The following is a 26,938-nucleotide window of genomic DNA, read 5'->3' as shown; positions in this document are numbered from 1 at the left end:
GATTCCAAATTCCTTCCAGATTTGCCTGTTACATTTGTTTTATAATTTAAAAAAAGAACTTATGAAAACAGTAACAATTTTAGCGGCAATCTTATTTGGAACCGCAACATTATTTGCTCAGGACATCCCAGAAGGCGAGGTACCATCGGTAGTATTAAACAATTTTAAAAAAGAATTCGCTAAAGCCAGCGATGTGGAATGGGAACGCCAAGGCGAACATTATGTAGTAGATTTTGAAATTGGTTGGTTTAACGACTACGAAGCGTGGTTTGACGCCTCGGGAAATATGATAAAACATTCCGAAGAAATTTCTGAGGGCGATTTGCCACAGGCCATAAAAGAATCTATTAAAACCCAGTTTGTAGGGTACACAATAGACGATGCCGATAAAATTACCGAAAACAAAACGGAAACCTTTTTGGTAGAAATTGAAAAAGGAAATGATGAAAAACACCTTCACTTTTCAAAGGATGGAAAACTACTAACAAATACCAAAACTCAATAAATATGAAAACGTTTTCCTTAGCGCTTTGCGCCCTAGTATTGACCGTTTCGTCTTGCAGTAATAACGACGATGCCGAAATGGATACTACACTGTCTGAAGCCGAAATACCCGTGGAAATTAAAACATACGTGGATACTCATTTCGCGCCAAATTCAATAAATCGCGCTATACGTGAAACTGAAAATAACGAAGTTTCGTACGATGTGTTTTTAAATGAAAATATCATTCTCGAATTTAATGGCGATTTAGAAATTACGGCTATTGACGACGATTCGCAACTTCCCAATTCGGTTATTCCAAACTCAATTTTAGAGTATGTGGCACAAAACTATGCCAGCAATTTTATAACCGATTGGGAATTGGAAAACAACCACCAGCAAGTAGAATTGAATAATGGCACAGAGCTGGAATTCACTTTAAACGGAGAATTTATTAGAATTGACAACGATTAGCAACTATCGTTAAGATCACAGTCAATAAAAAAAGCGGCACTGGAATTTTCCAAGCCGCTTTTTATGTATTGTTTTATGAGGGTTATTCTGCAATTTGCACAACTTCGCCGTGATAATTAATTGCTTCCTTATTTCTATTTTTAATGGTAAGTGTGGCATACCCCGATTTTTTCACCGTTAGTAAAAGCGTGTATATTTCCGAATCATCTTGTACCCTAGCGGTTACTGTACTGGTATTTCCCTGCATTTCAATTGTAAATTCCTCGGGAGCTCCTTTAAAGCGCATCCCTTTATCTTTGCCCATTGCAAAAGCACTGTACGAACGACCATAAAATGGCATATTGCTAATAATTTCATCGGGAGTAAAGACTACGGAGTAATTGCTGCCTACCAAATTTTTTGAAGGTTGGCCCATAGGCAACATAGTGTTGGCAATAAATTCGAATTTCTTTGAATTTAATATAGTTGCTGTTTCACTTTCTTCAATTTTGGGAGCGAGTTGTGCTTTAGCGGTTTTATCCTGTGCTTGCACGCCTCCAAGAATAAAACAAAATAGCACTGTAAATAAAATATGTGGTGTTTTCATAATTATAATTTTTCTTTAAAGAAGCAAGCATTATGCCGAAATGAATTGGTTATCAAGTTTGCTCAATAAAAAAAATGATTGTTTTAATTGAAAAACAACGATGACATTAGCGATATTCCGGGTTTTCAAAATTCCAACGTGTTCCGTCATCCCATTCTTCTCGCGAATTTCCGTATTTTGGATAGCCGTCCTGCTCCTTTAACATCTTTGCCAAATGAAGCAAATTATAAGTCATAAACGTAGTATTCCTATTGGTGAAATCGTTATTCTTTGCGTTGCTTTCTTCATCCCTATAGCTTGGTCCCGGACCGGCCTCGCCTATCCAACCACAATCTGCCTGCGGCGGAATACTATAACCCACGTGTTGCAAAGCGTATAAAATGCCCATTGCACAATGCTTTATACCGTCTTCGTTTCCAGTAATAATACAGCCACCTACTTTTCCATAAAAGCAATATTGTCCTTTTTTATTTTGAAGACTACTCATGGCGTATAACCGCTCAATTAGCTTTGATGCCACAGACGATTTTTCCCCCAACCAAATTGGCGTTCCTACAATTAAAATATCGGCGGCCTCCACTTTTTTCCATATTTCTGGCCAGGCGTCTTCTTTGGCGCCGTGCTCTGTCATATCTGGATATACGCCATAAGCCACTGGGTGATCTACAAATCGAATATTTTCAAATGTAACCCCCTCGGCTTCCATTATTTTTTGTGAAACATTTATAAGGCCTTGCGTATGGCTCATTCGAGGCGATTGTTTTAAAGTACAATTAATATAAAGGGCCTTTAAATTTGAAAAGTCTGGTTTTGTCATAAAAATATTCTTTAATGTGAACTCATTAGAAAACGGTAAGTGCTTCCCCTAAAATACTTAAAATTTTTAACTTGGCTTAAAACAGTTTATTCAGCAATTAGAATATTGCGAATACTTTCGGAAGACAGCGGTTTTGCCATTAGGCTATTTACAAATTCGTGTTCTTTGGCTCTTTCCAAATCTTGCTGCTCTATAGATGAAGTAAGGATATAAATAGAAAATTGCTGTTTTATTTTTTGCGAATAATTCTTGAAATGTTCCAAAAACTCCCAGCCCGATATTTCGGGCATATTAATATCTAAAAATAATACGGTAGGTGTATCCAATTGTTCCTTTAAATAGGCATCGTCTATAAACCGAAGTGCTTCCTCCGGATCCATAAAAGTTTTTATCTCTGTAGCAGAAGATACTCGTCGGCACGCCATTTCGCAAAGCATATTACTGATGCGATCATCGTCAACTATCATAAATCGTTTTGGTAATTTCATCAATATAATTTATAAAGACGTACAATCGCAATCTAAAAAAAGTCCTGTTGCGCTTTTGGTAATTCTATTCCGTAATTAAATATACTTAATCGGCGGAGTTAGCCGAATGTGTAATTGATATTTAACATTGCTTTATTAAACAAGGTGTTCAAATTCAATAGTAAACTCAGTTCCTTTATTGAGCGTACTGGCAACTGATATTTTACCACCCAGTGTTTCAACTTGTGTTTTTACCATATATAAGCCCATTCCCCTGCCTTCTGTATTGGCGTGGAATCGTTTGTACAGTTTAAACAACTCATGACCTTTTTTATTTAAATTTATTCCGCTACCATTGTCCTTAAAGATTAAACGCAGCTTATCATCAGTGAGCTGCGAACGTATTTCAATAACTGGCTTTACGCCTGCTCGTCGAAATTTAATACTGTTTGAAATAAGGTTATAAAAAATGCTTTGCATATAACTTTTGATAGTGTTAAAACTATCTATAGCCGAAAAATCCGTGACAATAGTAACCTCTTCCTCGTTCAATAAACCACTAATACTAAGTTTAATATCCTGCGTTAAGTCTGAGAATACCACCTGCGATTTACGTTCTGAATTTTCCGTTTTTGTTTGCAGAATACTGTTTAGATCGGCGATTACGTTTTGAAGCCTATGGGCATCAGAGATAAGAGCTTCTCTAAGCATTTTCTTTACTTCTACACTGTGTGTTTCATCTTTTAGTTCTTCGGTTAAACCAATAATATTGGCAACTGGCGAACGAAGATTATGCGACACTATATACGAAAATTGCTCAAGATCCTTATTGCGCTGATGCAGGTCTGATATCATATTAAGGCGTTCCATTTCGGCCTTTTTTTCTTTTGTTAAATCGCGGAGAATACCTGAAATATACAAGGGCTTACCTTCATCGTCGTACTCATATCGCCACTCCGATAGTCCATAAGCTATTTCATTATTGGGTTTTATAAACCGAAAATTAAACGAGGCGCCTTCGTGTTGTGTAATGGCCTGATCAATAGATTTGGCGACAAACTCCCTGTCTTCGGGGTGAATAAATTTTAAAAATGCTTCCGGCGATGGAGTTATGCTGGTATCTGCCCCAAGAATTCTATACATTTCCTCAGACCAGTATTGTACATTTGTAGTTAGTTCTACCTCCCAACTTCCCACGCGAGCTACGGTTTGCGCAATTTTTAACTTTGCTTCACTGCGAACAATTTTATCGAGGGCATTTTTGCGCTCTGTGATATCCTGAAAACTCCCGTAAATTTTGGTACACTTGCCGTTTGTAATAACCGCTTCGCCAATGGTCCGAACCCATTTTAAATTTCCCTTAAAAGTGCTAAACTGCAGCTCTTCATCCCACGGCCTGCCAAATTCTATGCATTCCTTAACGCGCTGCGCTATTATTTGCTGATTTTTTCCTTCAGTAAAAAAACCAATTCCGGTAGAAAGATCCGGTACGTAGTCTTGATCTACTTCGCGAATTTCCTTGGTTATATCCGACCAAAAAACAGTACCCTTAACTACATCTATCTCCCAACTGCCAATTCGCGCAAGTCTGTTAGATCTTTCCAACAGTTTTTCCAGATGTTCCTTTTCGGTAATATCTGAAAGCATTCCCAACGATCCATTAAAATTACCCTTTTCATCAAAGATAGGATTGGCAGATACCTTTGTAATAATTTGTTTTCCGCTTTTAGAAACAAACTTGTATTCTAGTTGTTCGGCTATTCCTTTTTTTCTTCGCTTTAAAGCACGGAGCGCATTTTCCTTCTCACCCGAAACCATAAAATCGTAATTGGTTTTCCCCAACATTTCAGCCTCTGTGTATTCAAGAATCTCACATATTTTTTTATTGACGAAAGTGGTCTTACAATTTTCGTCAAGCAGCCAAATTCCTTCCTGTGAAGTTTCTAAAATACGACGATATTGCTTCTCGCTCTTCTCAATTTCCTTTTTAGAGATTACTTGCTCGGTAAGGTCGTTTATAAAAAAAAGAACACCTATTATATCCCCATTCACATCTCGATACGGCTGAAAAAGAAAGTCGACATAAAATTGAGTGAAATTACCATTTCCTTCCCTGTCTATTTCAATAAGCATCTCTTTACCGGTACACACACTGCCTGTTTGGTAAACCTTGTCTAAGATACTTACAATTCCCTGTGCCTTAATTTCAGGAAATACCTCTGCCAATGATTTTCCTATTACATCAGATTTGCCCGTTAGTTGTAAATAAAGCGGATTAACAATTTCAAATACGTGATTGGCACCCTTCAGCATGCCTATGGCCGACGGTGCATTTAATAGCATTTCGTAAAACTGATCTTTCCTTTTATCGATGGCTCTTTCCATCTTTTTAACCTCCTTCTGCTTTTTTATTGCAATATACTAAAACTGAATACTTATTAGCAGTATTTGTAGCAAATTGATTAGCAATAAATTCCATGCCTATAAATCAATTTCCTTTAAGTTTTCAATTCTATTTCGCTGAAGGAAATCGTCTATGCTTTCAAAATGTTCTATTACCCGTTTGTCCTTAAACTCGAAAACTTTTTCCGATAGTCCCTGCAGGAAATCGCGGTCGTGGGAAACCAAAATCAAGGTGCCATCAAATTGAAGCAGGGCTTCTTTTAAAACATCTTTCGATTTTAAATCTAAATGGTTTGTAGGCTCATCGAGAATTAAAACATTTACGGGTTCTAACAATAATTTCACCATTGCCAAACGCGTTTTTTCACCGCCGGAAAGCAGGCCTACTTTTTTATCAATATCATCGCCACTAAACATAAACCGGCCGAGAATATTTTTTATCTGCGTTCTTATTTCGCCTTTGGCTACCTCATCTACTGTTTGAAAAACAGTGAGGTCTTTGTCTAAAAGTGCTGCTTGGTTTTGAGCAAAATAACCCACTTTGGCATTGTGGCCAAGGGCACATTTTCCTTCAAAATCAATTTCGCCCATTATGGCTTTTATCATAGTAGATTTTCCCTCGCCGTTTCTGCCCACAAAACTCACTTTTTGCCCACGTGAAATACTTAAATTGGCGTCTTTAAAAACCACCAGATCGCCATATTTTTTAGAGAGTCCTTCAACAACAACCGGATAATCGCCACTGCGCTGAGCCGGTGGAAAACGCAGAGCCAGTGCCGAAGTATCTATCTCATCAACTTCAATAAGCTGTAACTTTTCGAGCATTTTTTCGCGAGAGTTTACTTGGTTGGTTTTAGAATAGGTGCCTTTAAACCGCTCAATAAATTGTTGTGTTTCCGCAATAAATTTCTGTTGTTCCTCGTAGGCTTTTATTTGATGCGCCCTCCTTTCGGCACGTAATTGCAAATAGTGACTGTAATTGGCTTTATAATCGTAAATGCGGCCCATTGTAACTTCAATGGTTCGGTTGGTAATATTGTCTATAAATTTTCGGTCGTGCGAAATAACAATTACAGCCTTTGCCTTGTTCAGCAAAAAATCTTCCAACCAAATAACCGATTCAATATCTACGTGGTTTGTGGGTTCATCCAACAAAATTAAATCTGGTTTTTGAAGCAATAGTTTGGCCAATTCTATCCGCATGCGCCATCCCCCACTAAATTCTGAAGTTGGGCGGTGTAGATCGCTTCGTTTAAAACCTAAACCGCGCAGTGCCTTTTCAATTTCGGCCTCATAATTTATTTCTTCCAGCGCGTAATACTTTTCGCCCAGTTCGGCCACTTTGGTAATGATGTTCATATACGCATCACTTTCGTAATCGGTTCGGGTTTCGAGTTCTTTGTTTAAGCGGTCTATTTCGTCGCGCATTTCAAAAACCTGCTTAAAAGCCTTAGATGCTTCTTCAAAAACCGTTGCAGTATCGTCAGTTAATAAATGCTGCGGCAAATAGGCTATCACTGCATCTTTCGGGGCGCGTACATTGCCGCGCGTTGGGGTTTGTTCGCCAGCAATAATTTTCATCATTGTGCTTTTGCCAGCGCCATTCTTACCCATAAGGGCAATTTTGTCGTTTTCGTTTACCACAAAAGAAACATCGCTAAAAAGCGTATCGCCACTAAACGCCACCGCTAAACCATCTATTGAAATCATATGCCTGTATATATTTTTAAAATGTATAGGTAAAAAGACTTGAGACTTAAGTTTTTCTAAATGGTTAAAGCGCTTTTACTGCCTGCTCCTATTTACGTCTATGTCCTTTTTTTTAAAGGTTGCAAAACTATTAAAAAGAAGTGGATTGGCTAATAGCTTTAATAAGTTGTTGGCAATTTTAATTGAAATTAGCGCCAAAATACAGGGGTTATTTCGTAATATTCTTCGCACAATACAACGGCTGAAAATTGAGGAACATTTTGTAAATTCACTGTTTCGAAATTTTCTTCCCCAATTCAAAGTTGCCCACAAATTCCTACGCAAACCTATGTGATCATTAATTTAAATCACTTAGTATGAAATTGCATAGTTTTTTTACCAATCGGTTTTTGAGTTTAGAAGGCAAATTATACAGCGGCAATCTTACCGAAGTTCAGCATAAAATTGAAACTGCGCTAGATAAAACCTCTTCCCTAATCATAGATTTGGATTTACTCGAAAAATTTGATGCTGCCGGAGCCTATATGCTCTACATTACCAGCGAAAACGCCCGTGCGAACAATAAGGAAATTATCTTGTTTTGTAGGAAAAACAAAATGGTAAAACGTATTTTTTCATTTGTTGGCATCCGTTATTGCACTAAAATTCCAAAAGTTGCACTCTAGCTTAACGCTATTTGTTTTCTTACAAAAAATTGCATATGTTTACTTTTAATTAATAATGTTCAATTAAAAAACGTGTTTATATACACGGCATTTGTTGAGTCGCTATCTTTAAATTACCATAATTTTGCCTTTATTAGGTCAGAATATCGTTTGGCATTTTATACGTAGTTTATAAAAGTTGGCAATTCTTTTATCGAACATCAATGTTTTAATTTTCAAAGTTTTCGCTATGCCCTGTTTAATTCAACTTTCTAAGAGCATTTGTAACCTAACGGGGCTGCGGAAATCATTAGTGTCATTTTTTAATTTGAAAATTATCTTCCCGAAGTAAGGCACACCTGCGAGTGTGCCGTAACGGCTTCTTTTTATTGTTTGTTTCATCTACTGTTTTACACCATATATTATGGTGTTTTAAGCGCGTTATAAATTTTATTCGGGAAAAGAGTAGCCCATATGTTGTGTTGCCAATTTAACTAAGATTGCACCATGGCAAACGGCTAAAGCCCCAGATCTTCCAATAAAGTTATAAATAAATTAAAAAAAACATTGAAAAAACTGGAAGTAAAAAAATAGAAAAACGAAAATCGCTTGTTTGATTATTTTTTGGTTTGTATAGTTAGTTGATGATTAAAAGGGTTTGTGTCAAGTTTGTTTATTGGCCGGCCCTTTTCTTCTTTTTACCCAAAGCGATTTAAAATAAAGAGCCCACACCTAAAATTGGCGCGGGCTCTTTTCAATTAATTGGGGAGATATAAGCCAAAAGGCCTATTCCAAAGATACATATTTTTAAATTCTAAAAGCTTTATTATGAAATCATTAACTAATTCAGTTTATAGATTTCAGGTTAAAATCATTGCTTTGGCATTCTAGGAAATTTCCTGTTATATCTTAAAAATACAAACGGTGTTTTAACTTATGTAAGCTTTTAATTACAATCGCTAAAAATGTGCGGTTACCCCCAGAATAAAGTTTCTTCCTGCCCCAGAAATACCAGAGCTGTACGGGCGGTATCGCTGATCGGTAAGGTTCTCTATTCCGCCGCTAACATCAAAGGTGTCTGTGAGTTTGTAAAGCGCTTTTAGATTAAGTGTGTACCACGCCGGGGCGTAAGGGTTACCGTTGTTGTCTATTGCATAAATTTCAGTTTTGCCTTTTTCACCTTCGGGCAGCTCTTCAAAATCATATTGGCCTTGAAAATTCACATTCAGCTCCATACTCAATTTATTGGCTTTATAATTTAAACGCGATACCGCAAAAAATGGCGCTGCGTGCCGCGAGTTACTGGTTTTCCCATTGTCTAATTCTTCTTCGCCCTTTTGAAAATTTACATCGGTAGAAAACCCAAACCCTTTAGGCAGTTTTACCTCAACCCCTGCTTGTACCCCATAAACATGTGCCACAGCAGCATTTTGAATTGCTTGCACTTGGCTCAATTCACCTTGATATACAATACTGTCCTGCCCGTTTAATTTAAAATCCCTTCGTACCAACGCATCTTTTAACGTAGTGTAGTAGGCCGTTACATCTACTTTTACGATATCATTAAAAACTTTTGCCACACTTAGATCGGCATTATAGGCATATTCAGGTTTTAAATCTGGATTTGGCACCACTACGCTGCCCGGTTCCGAATCAAAAACCTTTCCTACGTCATCTACATTTGGCGCTCTAAAAGCCGAGCCCAAATTAGCGCTTAACACCCAAGAGCTGCTTGGGCGATACACGCCGCCTATACTTCCGGTAAGCGCCCCATTTTTTAAACTGGCCTCGGTAAACGGAAACGGATAAAAAGAAGTATCGAATTCCGAATCTAACAAAACATAGTTGTACCGTGCGCCACCGCTTAGTGTAAAGTTATCCGAAATTTTAAATTCATCGGTAATATACGCTGCCAAAGATTGCCATTTAGAAGCAGGATAGCGCGAAGGCCCCTTTTCTGAAATAGCTGTTGAAATATCTGTCAATACTCCTTCAGAATTTACATCGTTTAGCACATATTCAAGACCATAAAAAAGGGTGTTTCTTTCTCCGGTAGCTTTAATAAAATCGATATTGGCAGAATACGCGCTAACTTCCTCCGCCTGTGTACTGCGTTCGGTTTTGTTAAAACCTCGGTCTATTCTACTTTCTTCAAACCATTGATGTGCCAAACGAAGGCTCATTTGGTCGAATACCGAATTATTGGCAGTATGGCTAATACTAAGGTTGTTCATCATCCAGATTTGTGGCCCGTAATCCCATTCGGCATAACGGGGCGAACCATTGCGAAGGCGTTGGTGCCTGTCATATCTGCCATAAGGCGAAGTTTGAGAAAAATGAAACCCATACTGAAAATCCCAACGTTCATTAGGTTGAAAACGAATTTTCTGCATCATATTTATTTGCGAATAAGCCGAAGGAATTTGCAACAGTTTATCTTCTTGCGTAATTACCACATCGGTGCTGTCCTGCCGTTGTACGTAATAATCTTTTATATATTCCTCTGGGCCGTGGCTTCCTTGGCGTAAATTATCGTAATCCCATGACGTAATGCTGGTTACCAATGCCCATTTTTTAAAACCTAAATTTACATTAAAATGACCCGTCTTTTCGTTGTTAGCCGATGAATAGCGCAGATTGGCCTTGCCTGTTACCAATGGCGCATCAGTTAACGAAAATCGGGGTGTTAAGGTTTGAAAACTCATTACGCCGCCAATAGCATCGCTTCCATAAATTACGGATCCGGGACCAAAAAGTACTTCGGCACCTTCAATAGCAAAAGGATCTAAATTAATTATATTCTGGAGATTTCCGGAGCGAAAAATTGCTGTATTCATCCGTACGCCATCTACCGAATAAAGCAACCTGCTAGTTGCAAACCCGCGAATCATGGGGCTTCCACCTCCCTGTTGACTTTTTTGAACAAATACTTTTCCCGAAACACTTAAAAGATCTGCTGCAGTCTGCGGATTTTGAAGCGCAATATCCTTTGTTGAAATAGATATAATCTTAGACGGCACATCGTCGCTGCTTTGTCGCCAGCGCGAACCCGAAATTACCACTTCGTCTAAACTTAAATTTGAAACTTCCATCATCACTTTAAACCCGTTTGCCTGCAATTGGCCGTAACTTTTTGTGAGGGTTTTATAGCCTAAGGTGCGAATTTCAATCTCTTCATCATTTTTAAAAGCGGAAACATCTGCTTGTCCCTTTGCATTGGTGGTTACAAAATGTTTGGCATGGGCGCTGCTAAGCGTAACCAATTCTATAGGTTCATTGGTCTCTGCATCTTTTACGGTTATAGTTTGGGCATAGGTGGTTCCCACCAAACCCAACAATAGCCATAGTATATATAATTTTTTCATTGTTTTAATTTGGCTTGTTTTAGTTAACTAAAAATTAGAAACTACGATAAAAATACAGATTCCAAAAACCCACTGGCTCGGTCTGATTTTATATAAAAAACGCAGTTTCTTTAATACTGCAAACCATTTCTGTCTTAAAAAACGGCAACAATACTTTAAATAATATTTGTGCTAACCAAACTTGGGAGGGGGAGTTGGCGGACTAATAGATGCGGATACGAATGTAGTTTCGTGCATTATATCCTGAAATATTTCGGCAGGCACAATAAATGAAGTAGCCTGCCAGTCTAAAAGTTCTGTGCAAAAAAAGGATTGCAAATAATGGTACAGATGTTTTTGATTATTTTTATTCTCCGTATCGGAGCCAAAAGCGTCGGCTACCAGTTTTTGAAGTTTTTTGTTTAAAGCCGTTTCGTCGTGATCCCACCAGCAGCGATAATAAATAGAATCTCCTTTTATTTCTTTGGAAACAATGTCGTACATCTGCCCGTTGTATTCAAATTCCTTTGCATGCTTCCACCGTAGTTTTGTTTGTGTTTCTTCTTTTGAAAGCTTTAAAAGCACTAATTCCTCTTCATCAATTCCGGCAATCATCTTCCACTTTATTTCGCGCTTAATGCTAGATTTTTGATAGTGAAGATATAAAAACATGCTTACCGCCGGAGCAAACATTACAAAGAGAAATGATATGGCAACCAGTTTTTTTTTCAACCTAATTTATTATGCGAATTCAAATGTCGTGAAATTGAAAGTTTTAGGCTACCCATAGCACAGATTATTGCTTTAGTCTTTAAAAATTTACGCGATCCAATTAATGCTGTCACACAAATTGAACCTTACGTCTTTATGCTGCTGTTATTTTTTATATAATTTCCAGATTTTCTTAAACCCCATCACCAGCAATAAACATATAAAACCCACAAGTAACCCAACAATAAATTCATTAATTATTGAAGGAATGTTCGGCAAGTAATGATGAACAAATTCAATATTGTGAACAAAAATACCCCCCGATACTAAAAGAAGCGCAATTGTTCCAATTACGGTAAGCGACTTAATTATCTTCGGCAACGCTTGCACCAAAAGCATCCCTAACCACTTTGTAAAACTTTTTTTATTCTTGCTGTATTTTATGAGTTTAAAACCCAACTCGTCCATACGCACAATAAGCGCTACGATGCCGTAAACACCTACTGTGGCTACTAATGCAATTAAGCTTACCACAATTATTTGGGTAACCAAAGCTTGTGTTACCACGGAGCCTAAAGCAATGATTATAATTTCAACCGAAAGAATAAAATCTGTTACAATTGCAGATTTTACGCGTTCCTTTTCAATGGCTAGAATTTCACTTTCAGTGAGGCCTTCTGCTACTAACGATTCCTTTGCATGTGCGTGGGGGAAGAAAAATTCGTATATTTTTTCAGCACCCTCGTACGCTAAGTATAAGCCGCCAAGTACCAGAATAACATTTACTGCCGCTGGAAGAAAAGCACTTAACAAAAATGCGAGTGGCAGGATAATTAGCTTATTTAAAAAAGAACCCTTGGTAATTGCCCAAAGTACAGGAATCTCGCGCGCCGAAGCAAACCCTGAAGCCTTTTCGGCATTTACCGCCAAATCGTCGCCCAAAATGCCCGCTGTTTTTTTTGCGGCTACCTTACTCATCAATGCTACATCGTCAAGCAGAACGGCTATATCATCTAATATTGCGAAAATTCCTGAAGCCATATTCTTAGATGTCTGTTATAGGTTGAAAAATTAATTTTGAAAACACAAAGAAAAACAAAACCCTGCAAATCTAACTAGTGATTTGCAGGGTTTTTATAAGCGAATGCTCTATTTTTTGTGACTATTTAGCCAAAGTCAATTCATCAATAATATGGCTTGCGCCTGCTAGTTTGTCTATTAAAAACAATACATATCGAATATCTACATTAATAGTGCGCTGCAATTGATCGTCAAAAATAACGTCGCCTGCCATTGCTTCAATGTTTCCATCAAAGGCCAAACCTATTAATTCACCTTTGCCATTCAATACTGGCGAACCGGAATTTCCACCCGTAATATCGTTATCGGTTAGAAAGTTAACTGGCAAATAACCGTCTTTGTCTGCATACTGACCAAAATCCTTTTTCTCATAAAGATCAATTAGTTCTTTCGGCATATCAAATTCGGCATCGCCTGGTTGGTATTTTGCAACTGTACCTTTTAAGGTTGTATAGTAATTTTTATCTGCATCGTTGCGCTTATCTGCAGGTAATGCAATTACTTTTCCGTACGTTAATCGCAACGTACTATTGGCATCGGGATAGTATTTTTCATCAGGATTTTGCAAACGCATACCCTGCACCATCATTCTGTAAGCGCGTTCAAAATCGCTGTCTAATTGCTTTTCCTCTTCCGTTTTAAAACGGTACCGCGTTAATAAATCTACAGAGAGTTGATATAGCGGATCATTCTTTAAAACTTCGGCATCTGGATTTGCCATAAAAGCTTCAAGTTTTTCCTTGGTTTCAAAAATACTGTTCGAAAAAATAGTGTTTACATACTCGTTCCAAGCCGTTTCGGTGTTGTTATTTGCTGCGGCAACTTTCGCAACTAAAGGAGCAATATTTTCGGCTTTAGTTGAATAAAGCTTTAACTGTGCGGCCAAAACATCTTTTTCTAACGGTAGGTAGAGTCCGTCGTACAGATTGTTGATCTCCTCTTCCAATTTAGGTTTTACTTCGGCCTGCTTGGCTTCGTTTTGTTGCAAGTAATAGTCTATACCGCCACCGATACGATACGGAATAACCGCCATATTGGTTCTGAGTAACATTCTTAGGTAATTATCATGACGACTGGCTTCGTTCGTCTTTTCATAGTAATTATTAATTACCGGAATTACATCTGCGTATTCACCGTTGCCTTTCTTTTTGGCCCATTTCTGAAAAGCCTTTTCATCCTTTCGTTTGCTATCTGCGGTTTTGTGTTGTTTTAGCGCATCGATCATTCCTTGTCGATTTTTCCAATAATTGGCTGTGGAGGCATAGCTAGAAGCATAATCGAGCTTAACTTGCTGATCTTTATCCATATATTTCTTCATCACATCCATAGCTGTTTTTGAAGCTTCAACCCACGCGGGATATGCGTATTCTACGTTTTGCTCAATTCCGCCAGCAGGCATCCATCGGTTGGTTCTGCCCGGATACCCCATAATCATTGCGAAATCATTTTCCTCAAAACCTTTTATACTCGTAGTTAAGTGGTGTTTTGGCTTAAGTGGCACATTGTCCTCGGAGTATTCAGCAGGATTTCCATCTTTATCGGCATACACTCTAAACAGTGAAAAATCGCCAGTGTGGCGTGGCCATTCCCAGTTGTCGGTATCGCCACCAAATTTTCCAATGCTCGCCGGCGGAGTTCCCACCAAACGCACATCGTTGTAATCTTGGTAAACAAAATAGTAAAACTCATTGCCTTGGTAGAATGATTTTACCGAAACAGTGTATTTGCCACCTTCGTTATTTTCTTGCTCAATTTTTGCAATCTCACGGTTAATGGTGGCCTCGCGTTCTGCCTCTGTCATTTTATCATTTACCAACGCCAAAATACGTTTTGAAACATCGTCCATTCTAACAAAGAAACGAACTGATAAACTTTTAGGTTTAAGTTCTTCGCTGTGATTGGCTGCCCAAAATCCGTTTGTTAGGTAGTCGTTTTCGGCCGTAGAAAGTTCTGCAATTTGGCTATACCCACAGTGGTGGTTAGTAAGCACCAAACCGCTATCTGAAATAATTTCGGCAGTACACCCACGGTTAAACTGTACAATGGCATCTTTAAGGCTGGCATTGTTTATACTGTAAATTTCTTCGGCAGTAAGTTGAAGACCCATTTTTTGCATATCCCGGTAATTTAACCGTTCTATATGCATTAAAAACCACATACCTTCATTGGCCTGAACAGGCATTACAAAGGCTGTTAGCAGGAAGCAAATAATTAATTTTTTCATTATTAAAAGATGTTTTTATTTATAAAAAAGCGATAAATAATAGGCTGCATGCACTAAATATTTATCGGCTGGTAAATATAGAATGATATGTCTTTTTTACTGCGGAAACGTTACTGAAAAGAACAACTTTAACTTTTTGTTAAGAGTAAAGAGCGCTCTGCGTTCTGAATGGATGGAGCGCCCGAAGAGCGGGGTGGATAAACAAGAAAAATAAAATATTAAAAACTCCTTCCGCCTTTTGGCAGAATAGGCTTAAAGTAACCTTCCCATTATAACAGATTTGAACTTTTATTGGAAATTTTTACAGTGTGAAAGAGCTATAAGGCCCTAAAAAACAAATTAGCGATAATTTTTCAATGGATAACTGAACATTTATTAATAGCTTTATAGAAATTAACTTCAAACTATGCCAAATGAAAAAAACAATTACCCTCCTAGTGCTGCTCTTTATTGGAACAGCCACTATTGCCACCGCCCAGCAACAAGGCAAAAAAGCAAGCCTAAATGAAGACGGCACAATTTCCGTTGAAACTGTGATGCTGCCTGAAAACTATTACAATAGCGAACAAACACTAGTACTCGATAGGATTTGGCGCTTCGGGGAGCCGGCACACCCGAACATTAAAAACAGTCGCGGGGTAACTTTGGCCGATATAGACAACGACGGTATAGACGAAATACTCTACGGAATTTGGAATACCTTATACGCTCTTAAGGGCGACGGAACTGTTCTTTGGGAAAAAACCGTTAGCGGTACTATATTGCTTCCTCCGTCCGTGGCAGATTTAGATGACGATGGCACACTAGAAATTGTACTAAATACTGGCGGTGTACCCAATGCAGGTCGTGTTTACTTAATGGATCCCCAAGGTACCGATTTACCCGGTTGGCCCCTAAACTTTGACGACCACTGGATGATTAATGCCCCCGCCATTGCCGATGTAGATGGCGATGGAATACTGGATATAGTTACAGGCGAACGTGTGGCCAGCGCCCAGGGTTTTGTACATGCCATAAAAATGGACGGCACACCAATTAATGCCAATTGGCCCGTAGAAGTTCTCGCCACACCCGCTTTTACGCCTTCAATTGGAGATGTTGATAATGACGGCAATGCCGATGTGGTTATTGCGGCATCTTCTGCAGGGATGTATATTTTTGACAACCAAGGACAAGTTTTCCCTGGATTTCCAGTGGTAGATCCAAACGTTAAATATTCGTACCAATCCCCTATGCTTGCTGATCTTGACGACGATGGGGATTTGGAAATTATAGGAAGCAATCACGGCGACACTCCTGGCTTTTATGTAATGGAACATGATGGGAGCTATAAAGCTGGCTGGCCCATTGCCATTAGCGAATGGACCTACTCTCCTTCCACAGTTTGGGACGTGGATAACGACGGTACTTTTGAAATATTTATGTCTGATAGAAACACCAGCGGAACGCAAGGCGAGGAACTACCCGTACTTTACGGGCTTGATCCCGATGGCAATAATCTTCCTAATTTCCCAATAGAAAAATATGGCGGTACCGAAGGTGTTATTTCAATAGCAGATGTAAATGCCGATGGCAACCTAGACCTTATTTTCCCAAGTATAATGACTGATGCAAATGGCTTTGGTTACATACATGCCTATGCTATGGATGGTAGTGGCGAAATTGACGGCTTCCCTTTACGCACCCGCGGTTTTACATTTTTAAATGGCGCTGTTTTAGGCGATGTAGATAACGACGGACTTTTAGATTTAACTGCTAATAGCTATACTTTAAATTTTGGTGCGGGGGTAGATTCTACCTTTGTAAATGTTTATAATTTAAATGTGCCGTATAACCCCGATAGCATAAAACGAAATGGTTATAAAGGCAACAATACTCGCAATGGTTTGGTTGAATTAGAGGCTATTGCAGGTTTATCAGATTTAAATGCAATTTCAACAATTAATATTTTTCCAAATCCTTCTGAAGGTATCTTGACTTTTAAAATTCCTTCGGTAATTCAAAATGCGAAAGTGAAAATATATAGCATTGATGGAAAAGTGGTGTTTTCGGAAGAAAGAAATCTGGAAACCACAAGCAGCTATAATTTAAAACATTTAAATAGCGGCTTGTATTTTGTGTCAATTTCAGACGGGAAAAATATAACTACAGCTAAGTGGGTCAAAAAATAGGTAGATTTAAAATTTTTAAATACACTCAGTCCCTTTTTCTTTGTTTGGAAAAGGGACTTGTTTTTTATAAAAACTGCATTTTAAAACAATGGAAGAGTTTCAATTGTATTTGATGATGCAGGAAAGAATTCAACCTGAGGATTATTCCTTAATTGATGCCCATAAAAAAATTATTGATGACCGCGTTGCGGAAGCCGATGCCAATCCAGATAATTACGTAACATATCAAGAATTTAAAGATACATTCAAAAAAAAAATAAACGTATCAGCTGCGAATTCGCATACTCGCCCATCAAAATGCTGATGAAATATTTGAATATTACAGTGGAATTAATTTGTCTTTAGCAATGCGTTTTTTAAGTGAATTATACACAGAGATTGATACAGTTGCGAAAAATCCAGAACTGTTTCAACTAAAATATAAAAACACAAAAGTTCGTTATTTGAGAAAATTCCCTTACGGAATTTACTATAGAATCGTTGACGAAGAATTAATTGAAATATTATCTGTTATCCACACAAACCGCAACCCAAAAATTTGGACAAAACGAAATAGATAAATCCCTACTCAATAACATGCTGCGAATAATTTCGCCATTTCTCCAAACACGCTTCCATATCTTCTGGAATTTCACATTCATAGCGCATAAAATCTCCAGTAGTGGGATGCACGAAGCCTAAAGTGCGGGCGTGCAAAGCTTGGCGCGGCAGCACCTTAAAACAGTTTTCCACAAATTGTTTGTATTTAGAAAAGGTTGTTCCCTTTAATATTTTTTCGCCACCGTAGCGCTCATCGTTAAAAAGGGTGTGGCCAATATATTTCATATGCACACGGATTTGGTGGGTTCTACCGGTTTCCAATCTACACGAAACAAGAGTCACATAACCCAAACGTTCTAAAACCTTGTAATGCGTAACTGCAGGTTTCCCTTTTTCCTCTTCATCGTTTTCGTAAACGGTGTTCTGCAAACGGTTTTTGGGATGGCGACCAATATTACCCTCAATGGTACCTTCGTCTTCTTCTACATTTCCCCAAACCAAAGCCACATATTCACGTTCAGTGCTTTTGTCAAAAAACTGTTTGGCAAGGTGGGTCATGGCTTCCTCAGTTTTTGCAATAACCAAAAGACCGCTTGTGTCTTTATCTATTCTATGAACCAGACCCGGCCTGTTGCTGGAGTTATTGGGTAGATTTTCAAAGTGATACGTTAAAGCATTTATGAGTGTGCCGCTATAGTTGCCATGTCCGGGATGCACGACCATTCCGGCGGGTTTATTTACTACGAGCACATCGTTGTCTTCATAAACTACGTCAATCGGGATATTTTCAGGCACCAGCAAAAATTCATAAGGAGGATGTTCAAAAAGCACCGTTACCACATCATTGCCCTTTACTTTATAATTGCTTTTTACCGCAACTCCATTTACGTGAATATTTCCGGCAACTGCTGCTTTTTGGATTTTATTACGCGTAGCTTTTTCAATAAGATTCATCAGGTATTTATCTACCCGCAGTGCCCGCTGTCCTTTATCTGCCGTAAAACGATAATGTTCGTAAAGCTCATCATTACCGTCGGTATCTTCTATTTCTTCTTCGTTAAAACTCATCACTGCTCTCTTCCTGAATTGGGGTGTTGTCTGGGTCCGTATCAATCGAATCTTCCGTTTGAATCCGGTTTTCGGATTGATCGCCCACAATTAAGTCTATCACCGACGTTTTTTGAAGCGAGGTGCCTGGTTCTAGTTTTTCACCTTTAAAACGCATTTCCAAAACGTTATCGCTAATATGGGGGCGATAGCTAATTTTACCAATCTTAAAGCCCATTGCCAATAGCGTGGGTTCTGCTTGGCGACGTGTACGACCTACTATGTTTGGCACTTCAATTTTGCGATAGCCCGAGGGATTTAAAGTTAAGTACAACTTTCTATTTTCCTTTACAAACTTTCCCGGTTTCGGAATTTGTTCAATAACCGAGTATTTAGGATATTCAGGATTGTAATTTGCCGAATCTAAAATTTCGTACCGCAGATCCATTTCATCTAACTTCTCCTCTACTTTGTCTAAAGACAGTTTTGCCAAATTGGGCACTTCAATTGTTTCGTTATGGTTTGTACTCATTCGCAACCACCACAAGGTTAAAAAGCCCAAAACAAGCAAGGCTACTATAGCCAATAGCAATTGTTTTAAAAATGCTTTGGAAAACACGAACTGGATAAAAGTCATAGATTTCTTTGTTTATAAACAAAAATACAAAAGCCAAAGGTAGTATCTTTTAACGAAATTGATCGCCAAGCATTGCCAGAAATTAAAATTATAATCCTTTGTCGATATATAACTGACAACTGATAACGGTCTACTCTAACTTTTTAATACTTTTGTAAACGCAGCTTTTAATAGTTTGTTATGGGAAAAAAACATATTGCCGTAGCTATGGGCGGATATTCTAGCGAGTTCGAGATTTCAATTAATAGTGGCGCAATAGTTTGTAACGCCCTCGATAAAAGTAAATACGAAATATATCCTATCCATATTTTGGAAAAAGGGTGGTTTTTTGTTGCCGCAAATGGTACAAAATATCCGGTAAATAAAGCCGATTTCAGTTTTAAAAGCGGGGAAGAAACTATATGTCCCGATGCTGTTTTTAACACTATTCACGGTACCCCCGGCGAAGACGGTTATTTACAGGCCTACTGGGAGTTGTTGGGCATTCCCCACACAAGTACCGATTACTATTCGGCTGCACTGAGTTTTAATAAACGCGACTGCCTGTCTGTACTTAAAAACTTCGGCGTGCGCGCGGCAAACTCATATTTTGTAAATCGCGGTTCAGAGGTAAAAGTCGAAGAAATAATCCTAAAAACTGGTCTGCCGTGTTTTGTAAAACCCAACCGTTCCGGTTCCAGTTTTGGCATTAGCAAAGTAAACGATATATCTGAAATGGAGGCCGCCATAGAAAAAGCCTTTACCGAAGATTCTGAAATAATAATTGAAACGGCTTTGGTAGGAGTTGAAGTGAGCGTTGGGGTTTATAATGAGGGTGAAGAAATAATTGCCTTACCGGTAACCGAAATTGTTACAGAAAATGAATTCTTCGATTATGAGGCAAAATACCTGGGAAAATCCCAAGAAATAACGCCCGCCCGAATTTCAGAAGAAGAAACCGAAATGGTGCAAAAAGAGGCCATTCGCATTTACAAATTACTGAACATGAAAGGTATTACCCGCAGTGAATTTATCATTGAAAAAGGAAAACCTTTCTTTTTGGAAATAAACACCAACCCAGGACTTTCGGCAGAAAGTATTATCCCAAAACAAGCGCGGGAAGCCGGAATGTCACTAACCGAATTTTTTGATATCTTGGTGCAGAATGTGCTATAATTGTTAAAGTTTGCAAGTTTCAAGTTTAAAAAAACTCGACAACTCTTAACCCATAACTCATAACTTTTTAAAATGAAATACTACCTCATAGCAGGCGAGGCCTCTGGCGATTTGCACGGTGCAAATTTAATGAAAGCTTTAAAAAACGAAGATCCCGATGCAGATTTTCGGTTTTGGGGTGGCGATTTAATGAAGGCCGTTGGCGGCACGGAAGTAAAACATTATCGCGAACTTGCGTTTATGGGTTTTGCAGAGGTTATTATGAATCTCGGCACCATTTTAAAAAATATAAAACGCTGCAAAATAGATATAGAAGCGTATAATCCAGATGTAATTATATTTATAGATTATCCCGGTTTTAACCTTCGTATTGCAAAGTGGGCGCGTTTAAAAAATTACAAAACACATTATTATATTTCACCGCAAATCTGGGCCTGGAAAGAAGGCCGGATTAAAGAAATAAAACGCGATGTAGATGAAATGTATGTTATTCTTCCTTTTGAAAAAGAGTTTTACGAAGAAAAACACAACTTTCCGGTTCATTTTGTAGGGCATCCTTTAATAGATGCCATTTATAATAGAAAACAAGTTATACCCGAAATATTTAAAAAAGAAAATAGATTAGACGAACGTCCGGTTATTGCGCTGCTTCCCGGGAGCCGCAAACAAGAAATTAAAAAAATGCTCGAAATTATGATTTCGGTGGCAAAGGATTTTAAGGATTACCAATTTGTAATTGCCGGCGCCCCGAGTCAGGAACAATCGTTTTACGAAACTTTTCTCAGCACCAAAAATGTGCATTTTGTAACGAATAAAACCTACGATCTATTAAGTATTTCGGAAGCTGCTTTGGTTACTTCGGGCACTGCCACTTTAGAAACGGCATTGTTTAAAGTACCGCAAGTAGTTTGCTACAAAGGGAACAGAATTAGTTACGAAATTGCAAAACGCGTAATAAAATTAGACTATATTTCGTTGGTGAATTTAATCTTGAATAAAACTGCCGTCACCGAACTTATTCAAGCCGATTTTAACAAAAAAAGATTAAAAAAAGAGTTGACAAATATTTTAGATCCCTACACCCGCGCCACGGTTTTTCTAGATTATTACGAGTTAGAAAAAGCACTTGGCGGACGCGGTGCCAGTGAAAAAACTGCCAAACTAATTTATTCAGCAATTTCGAAGTAAATAAAATTTCATATTTTTAAACGTTAATTCACAATGCGCTTCAAATGAAAAAACTCGTACTTCTTTCTTTTTTTGCACTATTTCTTATTTCCTGCGGAAGTACTAAGAATACCGGCAAAGTTCCCGAAGCCATTATTGGCACTACCGAACCCCCAACTAAAAAAATAGACACCCACAATAATCACCGCAATAGTGGAAGAAAAGCGAAAGTAGTTACAACGCCAGAGATTGTTGAAGAAAGTCCGAAAGAAATAAAGCAGGAAATTATAGCCTACGCCAAAACTTTTGAAGGCACACGCTATAAATACGGCGGCACCACGGAAGCTGGTATGGATTGCTCGGGATTGGTGTGTACTGCCTTTGGGAAGGAAAACATTTCGTTACCCCGAATTTCGCGCGATATGGCAACCAAAGGAATTCTTATTTCCTTTAAGGATATTGAGGCGGGCGATTTGGTATTCTTTAAAACAAGTAGGCGAAATACAATTAATCATGTAGGCCTTGTAGTTGAATCTAAACGCGGCGAAGTAAAATTTATTCACTCTACCACAAGCGCCGGCGTTATTATTTCATCGCTCGATGAAGCCTATTGGAAAAAAGCCTTTGTTGAAGTTAGAAGGGTTATTTAAAACAGATTTTTGTATTTTAGAATAAATTTTATGCAATTAATCCTAAGAATTTGGGATAGTAGGCAAAACCCAGATTCCTTTAAATTGTAAAAATTAATTCTCCCCAGTAAATTTTAAGTGTTCAACTTAAAACTTGGGATATGAAATTTATAAACTTCGCAGTTGTAAAGTTTTCCGCCTGTATTGTAATGGGGATACTTGCAGCACACTTTTTTCCTACTACCACGATTTCAGCCTACTTGGTTTTGCCGCTTCTTTTTGGCGTACTTATACTTTGGTTCTATAACAGAAAGCAGTTAATAGAAACCACTTACTTCGGGATTGCAGCGTATCTCTGCTTTTTCGCAATTGGCTATTACAATTATCAAGTTAGGTTACCACACTTTCAAACAGAACACTTTTCGCATATAATTAATGCGAATGACGATTTTAAAATTATTCAGCTTAAAATCACCGAAGTTTTAAAACCGGATACCTACAATACAAAATATTTTTCAACGGTAAACGCCATTCAAGGCGAAGCTGCCACGGGTAAAATCCTACTGCAAATTTCAAAAGATTCATCAAATACTTCGTTTTCCGTAGATGATATTCTTTTGGTTTACGGCGCCATATCAAAAATTCCAGAACCATTAAATCCGCACCAATTTGATTATTCAGAATATATGAAATCTTTGAGTGTTTACGGACAAATAAAAATTTCAGAAAAGGAAATTGTACATACTACAACTGGAAGAAAAACGCTATTTGGAATAGCCCAAAACTTTAGAAGTACTATTGTAAGCAAACTTCAAAAAACCGAATTACAATCCAATGAACGCGCGATAATACAAGCCTTGGTTTTAGGTGAAAAAAAAGATATAGACACCGATCTTTACAATGCCTATGCTGCAGCAGGAGCTGTGCATATCTTAGCGGTGTCGGGGCTTCATGTGGGTATTTTATATCTTGTACTCGCGTTTCTTCTTAAACCGTTTTTACAAATAAAATACGGCGCATTTTTACATGCATTTGTAATTGTGCTTCTTCTCTGGGGGTTTGCCTTACTTTCCGGACTTTCACCTTCGGTAACGCGCGCGGTTACCATGTTTAGCTTTTTTGCTGTAGCGAAACTTCTCAACCGCGAAACAAATTCTATTAACACGTTATTTCTTTCCTTTTTAACCTTGCTTTTAATTAATCCGCTTTGGTTGTTTCAGGTTGGGTTTCAGTTGAGTTTTTTGGCGGTATTCTTTATTGTTTGGCTGCAACCTCTTTTTTATAAAGTTGGATTTTCCAAATACACCGTAGTGCGTAAAATATGGGGGATAATTACCGTTACCCTCTGTGCCCAGATTGGCGTATTGCCGCTAAGTTTGTATTATTTTCATCAGTTTCCCGGCTTGTTTTTATTGACGAATATTGTGGTGCTACCCCTACTAACCGTGTTGATGTGCGGTGGCATATTGATTGTAATTTTGGCTGCACTCCAAATGCTTCCCCATTGGTTGGCCCAGGCTTATAACGCAGTAATAGAAAGTCTAAACAATTTTATAACCTGGGTTTCGGTACAAGATGAATTTCTCTTTAAAAGCATTCATTTTTCCGAAGTAAAAGTATTGGGAGCTTATATACTAATAATTGCGGTAGCTCTGTTTTTTAAAAAAATGAAATATCGCAAATTGATGGTTTCGTTATTGGCATTCGCAGCATTTATTACAATTTATATTTTTGAGGATTACAGAACCTCAAACAACCAATTAGTGGTTTTTCAAAAAAATAAGCAGACGCTAATAGGTTATAAAAATGGAAAGAAACTAATTGTTTATAAAAGCGACACCATTTCGAGTAGTTCCGAAATATACCCTATAAAATCGTTTAAAACAGCAGTAAATAGCACTGCCTATTCCGAAGAATTGCTGCCGAAAGTATTTCAATATAAGCGCAAAACTATTTTAGTTTTAGACAGTTTGGGGGTTTTTCCAACCCATAAAAAAGTACATACTATTATACTTACCCATAGTCCAAAAGTAAATTTAAATAGGCTTATTGACAGTTTACAACCTAAACAGATTATAGCAGACGGGAGCAATTATTTTACATATGTAACCCGTTGGGAAAAAAGCTGTAAATTAAAAAAGCTCCCGTTTTGCCATACAGCAAAACAAGGAGCTTTCCCAATAGATTAGCTAGAATATGAAACCGAAATAGCTAACCTAAAAAGTAGGTTTAAAATTTTTCTGATACGCTGCCCATGCTTCGGCAGTGGTAACTTTTAAATAATCATCTGTGTGTATCATTTTCAAAAAAATTTCGAGCTGTGGCGGGGTTCTATAGCCCGGAACTGCTTGGATTAAATCTCCATTTTCCTTAAAAAATACAACCGTGGGATAGGCATTTACCTTTAGTGCGTGTGCAAACAAATGCTGCGAATTTCTTCCTTTTCTATTTGGATCGTAATTTGGGTTGGTGTAGGTGAAATCGTTAAAAGTCACCTCTTCGGTACCTTCGGCGTTAAACTTTACAGCGTAGTAATTTTTATTTACGTATTCAATAACGTCTGCATCGCTAAAGGTATTTTTGTCGAGTAATTTACATGGCCCGCACCATGTAGTATAAACGTCCATAAAGATTTTTTTAGGTTCTTTTTTCTGGGCTTCAAGCGCTTCGTTCATTGTCATCCAATTTATTTTTTGCGCATTGATGTTGGTTGCGGAAACTAAAAGAAAAAGTAGTAGTATATATTTCATTCTAAAGGCTTTAAAAAATTTTATGTTTTTGAAACAAAAAGCGTTCCATAAAAAGGAACGCTTTTTTATTGTAAAGTATTGTGTATTAACGAATGCCGTGCATTAGTTTTTTTAGAACAGGGTTTAATAACATTGAAATAATCCCAACTCCTATAGGTATTAGCGTAAATATTAAAAAGAATGTTCCCATAGAATATTCAGACGAAATTTTATCGATCATACCTCCCATTGTATTGGCTGCTTTTTGCCCGACCGCTATGGCGAGGTACCAAACACCAAACATAAAACCAATCATTCGGGCGGGCACTAATTTACTTAAATATGAAAGCCCCAATGGCGATAAACAAAGCTCGCCCATCGTGTGCATTAAATAAGCTAGTATAAGAAATATCATACTCACCTTTGCGGTCATAGCTCCCGGAGGAATGTCTGATGCGCCATAGGAAAGAATGGCAAAGCCCAATCCTAAAAGTACCAATCCGATACCGTATTTTACCGCTGCGCTGGGGTTGTATTTACTTTCCCACCATTTGGAGAATAATGGAGCAAGGGTAATAATGAAAAAGGAGTTTAAAATTCCAAACCAAGTGGCATCTACCTGCAATTCAGTTTGATTGAATTTATCGTACAATCTATAAATAACCAGCCCCCAAATACCAATAAATGCGATCACCAAAGCTACATTGGACAAGGCAATTCTACTATACGTTTTCTTGACGAGCAAATAAATGACCCAAGAAATAATAATCAAGGGAACGGTCGTTAATAGCGCATCTATAATTTTGAAAATCATGGCAGAATTTCCGGTTAAGTCCCTATCTGTATAATCCTGTGCAAAAAGCGTCATTGAGCCTAAGGATTGTTCAAAAAATGCAAAAAAGAATACCGTAAAAAGTCCAAAGATTGAAACGGCAATAAGCCTGTCTCTAACAATTGGCAAATAACGTGCAATACGGGTAACCAATAGTATTAAAAACATTGCCAAAGCAGCGAGCACGACAATATTGGTTCCACTCATTCCGCCAATTTCAAAAGGCACCAACGATTTAGAATAGATAGTTTCTAAGGGATCATTAAACAGATACAACAATCCGCCGATAGAGGATAATACTATAAGTATATAATCAAACACCGTAAATGGGTTGAGTTTAATTGGCGCTTCCTCTACTTCGTCTTGGCGTAGTTCCGGCCTTTCTTCGTTTATATTTTGAGGTATTTCAACTTCGTGGACTTTGGAAGGTTTTGCACCAATATTTCCAAATATTTTATGTGCCAATAAAAATTGAAGCATTCCTAAAAACATAAATATTCCAGCAAGACCAAAGCCCCAAGCCCAACCTTTATTTTCGGCTAAGTACCCGCAGAGCATCATTCCAAAAAAAGCTCCGGCATTAACACCCATATAAAAAATAGTATAAGCGCCATCTTTTTTTGATTCCTTGCCCTTGTACATTTCGGAGATGATAGACGTAATATTGGGCTTAAAAAAACCAGTACCAATAACCAAAAGTGCAAGTCCAAGATAAAATGACGAAGTAGTTTCGAGTGCCATAGAGGCATGCCCCAAGGTCATAATAATACAGCCAATAACCACTGCCATTCGGTAACCAGTTATTTTATCTGCAATATAACCGCCAATTATCGGCGTTAGGTATAAGAGCGATGCGTAGGTACCAATAAGCGCTAAAGCATGTTCTCTTGGCCAGTCCCAACCTGGGTTGTCGCTCATAAGCGGTGCCGTTAAAAACAACACTAAGAGGATTCGCATTCCGTAAAAGGAGAAACGTTCCCACATTTCGGTAAAGAAAAGTATAAAAAGTCCGGCTGGATGTCCTAAAACTTTGTCTTTAAATAAATTTTCAATATCGGTATTCATGACTCTCAATTTTGGTTAGATAG

General features: G+C 38.0%; 23 protein-coding genes. 10 read left to right on the top strand and 13 right to left on the bottom strand.

Annotation, left to right across the window (positions count from 1 at the left end):
• Positions 1–61: 61 nt before the first annotated feature.
• Together VZD24_RS13660 and VZD24_RS13655 are read left to right on the top strand one after the other, a co-directional pair.
• Positions 62–505 (top strand): PepSY-like domain-containing protein, encoded by a 444-nt coding sequence (locus VZD24_RS13660; RefSeq protein ID WP_342687239.1) that lies wholly within the window; start codon positions 62–64, stop codon positions 503–505.
• Positions 506–507: 2 nt separating this feature from the next.
• Positions 508–957: a PepSY-like domain-containing protein gene (locus VZD24_RS13655; RefSeq protein WP_342687238.1), complete on the top strand. Its 450-nt coding sequence runs from the start codon at positions 508–510 to the stop codon at positions 955–957.
• 82 nt (positions 958–1,039) lie between these two features.
• Here the strand turns inward: VZD24_RS13655 and VZD24_RS13650 are convergent, their stop codons facing one another.
• The 5 genes from VZD24_RS13650 to VZD24_RS13630 all read right to left on the bottom strand — a co-directional run bounded on the left by VZD24_RS13650 (position 1,040) and on the right by VZD24_RS13630 (position 6,940).
• Entirely contained in the window at positions 1,040–1,543 is a 504-nt protein-coding gene (locus VZD24_RS13650; RefSeq protein WP_342687237.1) for a DUF4251 domain-containing protein, read from the bottom strand.
• A 106-nt stretch (positions 1,544–1,649) separates the two neighbouring features.
• On the bottom strand, positions 1,650–2,360 hold the full coding sequence (locus VZD24_RS13645) for a flavodoxin family protein (protein WP_279448836.1): 711 nt from the start codon (positions 2,358–2,360) through the stop codon (positions 1,650–1,652).
• Positions 2,361–2,446: 86 nt separating this feature from the next.
• Positions 2,447–2,848 (bottom strand): response regulator, encoded by a 402-nt coding sequence (locus VZD24_RS13640; protein ID WP_342687236.1) that lies wholly within the window; start codon positions 2,846–2,848, stop codon positions 2,447–2,449.
• 135 nt (positions 2,849–2,983) lie between these two features.
• Positions 2,984–5,212, bottom strand: coding sequence for a PAS domain-containing sensor histidine kinase (locus tag VZD24_RS13635; RefSeq protein ID WP_342687235.1), 2,229 nt, complete (start codon positions 5,210–5,212; stop codon positions 2,984–2,986).
• A gap of 96 nt (positions 5,213–5,308) precedes the next feature.
• On the bottom strand, positions 5,309–6,940 hold the full coding sequence (locus VZD24_RS13630) for an ABC-F family ATP-binding cassette domain-containing protein (RefSeq protein ID WP_279448839.1): 1,632 nt from the start codon (positions 6,938–6,940) through the stop codon (positions 5,309–5,311).
• A 356-nt stretch (positions 6,941–7,296) separates the two neighbouring features.
• Between VZD24_RS13630 and VZD24_RS13625 the strand changes: the two genes are divergently transcribed.
• A complete protein-coding gene (locus VZD24_RS13625) occupies positions 7,297–7,605 on the top strand; it encodes an STAS domain-containing protein (RefSeq protein ID WP_279448840.1) in 309 nt (102 codons plus the stop codon).
• A gap of 938 nt (positions 7,606–8,543) precedes the next feature.
• On the opposite strand, the gene VZD24_RS13620 is transcribed toward VZD24_RS13625, so the two are convergent.
• The 4 genes from VZD24_RS13620 to VZD24_RS13605 form a co-directional block, all read right to left on the bottom strand.
• Positions 8,544–10,949, bottom strand: coding sequence for a TonB-dependent receptor (locus tag VZD24_RS13620; protein WP_342687234.1), 2,406 nt, complete (start codon positions 10,947–10,949; stop codon positions 8,544–8,546).
• 171 nt (positions 10,950–11,120) lie between these two features.
• Positions 11,121–11,660, bottom strand: a complete 540-nt coding sequence (locus VZD24_RS13615; protein WP_342687233.1) for a hypothetical protein — start codon at positions 11,658–11,660, stop codon at positions 11,121–11,123.
• Positions 11,661–11,804: 144 nt separating this feature from the next.
• Positions 11,805–12,680 (bottom strand): DUF808 domain-containing protein, encoded by an 876-nt coding sequence (locus tag VZD24_RS13610; protein ID WP_342687232.1) that lies wholly within the window; start codon positions 12,678–12,680, stop codon positions 11,805–11,807.
• 121 nt (positions 12,681–12,801) lie between these two features.
• Positions 12,802–14,943 carry a S46 family peptidase gene (locus tag VZD24_RS13605; RefSeq protein WP_342687231.1) on the bottom strand — a complete coding sequence of 714 codons (2,142 nt, stop codon included), beginning with the start codon at positions 14,941–14,943 and terminating at the stop codon, positions 12,802–12,804.
• Between the two features lie 413 nt (positions 14,944–15,356).
• Between VZD24_RS13605 and VZD24_RS13600 the strand changes: the two genes are divergently transcribed.
• From VZD24_RS13600 to VZD24_RS15265, 3 genes are all read left to right on the top strand, one after another.
• Positions 15,357–17,114 (top strand): T9SS type A sorting domain-containing protein, encoded by a 1,758-nt coding sequence (locus VZD24_RS13600; RefSeq protein ID WP_342687230.1) that lies wholly within the window; start codon positions 15,357–15,359, stop codon positions 17,112–17,114.
• An 88-nt stretch (positions 17,115–17,202) separates the two neighbouring features.
• Positions 17,203–17,418, top strand: coding sequence for a hypothetical protein (locus VZD24_RS13595; RefSeq protein WP_342687229.1), 216 nt, complete (start codon positions 17,203–17,205; stop codon positions 17,416–17,418).
• Between the two features lie 31 nt (positions 17,419–17,449).
• On the top strand, positions 17,450–17,674 hold the full coding sequence (locus VZD24_RS15265) for a type II toxin-antitoxin system RelE/ParE family toxin (RefSeq protein ID WP_373693819.1): 225 nt from the start codon (positions 17,450–17,452) through the stop codon (positions 17,672–17,674).
• A gap of 4 nt (positions 17,675–17,678) precedes the next feature.
• Here the strand turns inward: VZD24_RS15265 and VZD24_RS13590 are convergent, their stop codons facing one another.
• The gene (locus tag VZD24_RS13590; RefSeq protein ID WP_342687228.1) at positions 17,679–18,722 is read right to left on the bottom strand and encodes an RluA family pseudouridine synthase; all 1,044 of its coding nucleotides are present in this window, start codon (positions 18,720–18,722) and stop codon (positions 17,679–17,681) included.
• Positions 18,712–19,338, bottom strand: a complete 627-nt coding sequence (locus VZD24_RS13585; RefSeq protein WP_279448848.1) for a PASTA domain-containing protein — start codon at positions 19,336–19,338, stop codon at positions 18,712–18,714. Before VZD24_RS13585 ends, VZD24_RS13590 begins: the two co-directional genes overlap by 11 nt.
• Positions 19,339–19,518: 180 nt before the next feature.
• On the opposite strand from VZD24_RS13585, the gene VZD24_RS13580 reads away from it, so the two are divergent.
• The 4 genes from VZD24_RS13580 (at position 19,519) to VZD24_RS13565 (ending at position 24,478) form a co-directional block, all read left to right on the top strand.
• Positions 19,519–20,493 (top strand): D-alanine--D-alanine ligase, encoded by a 975-nt coding sequence (locus VZD24_RS13580; protein WP_279448849.1) that lies wholly within the window; start codon positions 19,519–19,521, stop codon positions 20,491–20,493.
• A 72-nt stretch (positions 20,494–20,565) separates the two neighbouring features.
• Complete coding sequence (gene lpxB / locus VZD24_RS13575) at positions 20,566–21,681, top strand: lipid-A-disaccharide synthase (RefSeq protein ID WP_279448850.1); 1,116 nt, start codon at positions 20,566–20,568, stop codon at positions 21,679–21,681.
• A 44-nt stretch (positions 21,682–21,725) separates the two neighbouring features.
• On the top strand, positions 21,726–22,310 hold the full coding sequence (locus VZD24_RS13570) for a C40 family peptidase (RefSeq protein ID WP_279448851.1): 585 nt from the start codon (positions 21,726–21,728) through the stop codon (positions 22,308–22,310).
• A 140-nt stretch (positions 22,311–22,450) separates the two neighbouring features.
• Positions 22,451–24,478, top strand: coding sequence for a ComEC/Rec2 family competence protein (locus VZD24_RS13565; protein WP_342687227.1), 2,028 nt, complete (start codon positions 22,451–22,453; stop codon positions 24,476–24,478).
• A gap of 27 nt (positions 24,479–24,505) precedes the next feature.
• On the opposite strand, the gene VZD24_RS13560 is transcribed toward VZD24_RS13565, so the two are convergent.
• Positions 24,506–25,039, bottom strand: coding sequence for a thioredoxin family protein (locus VZD24_RS13560; RefSeq protein ID WP_279448853.1), 534 nt, complete (start codon positions 25,037–25,039; stop codon positions 24,506–24,508).
• An 85-nt stretch (positions 25,040–25,124) separates the two neighbouring features.
• Positions 25,125–26,915, bottom strand: coding sequence for a peptide MFS transporter (locus tag VZD24_RS13555; RefSeq protein ID WP_342687226.1), 1,791 nt, complete (start codon positions 26,913–26,915; stop codon positions 25,125–25,127).
• Positions 26,916–26,938 lie beyond the last annotated feature (23 nt).

The sequence above is a fragment of the Aequorivita flava genome, assembly GCF_038742595.1.
In the GTDB taxonomy this organism is placed as follows: Bacteria; Bacteroidota; Bacteroidia; order Flavobacteriales; family Flavobacteriaceae; genus Aequorivita; species Aequorivita marisscotiae.
The sequence above is the reverse complement of the archived record's forward strand: the minus strand, read 5'-3'. Positions and strand labels throughout refer to the sequence as shown.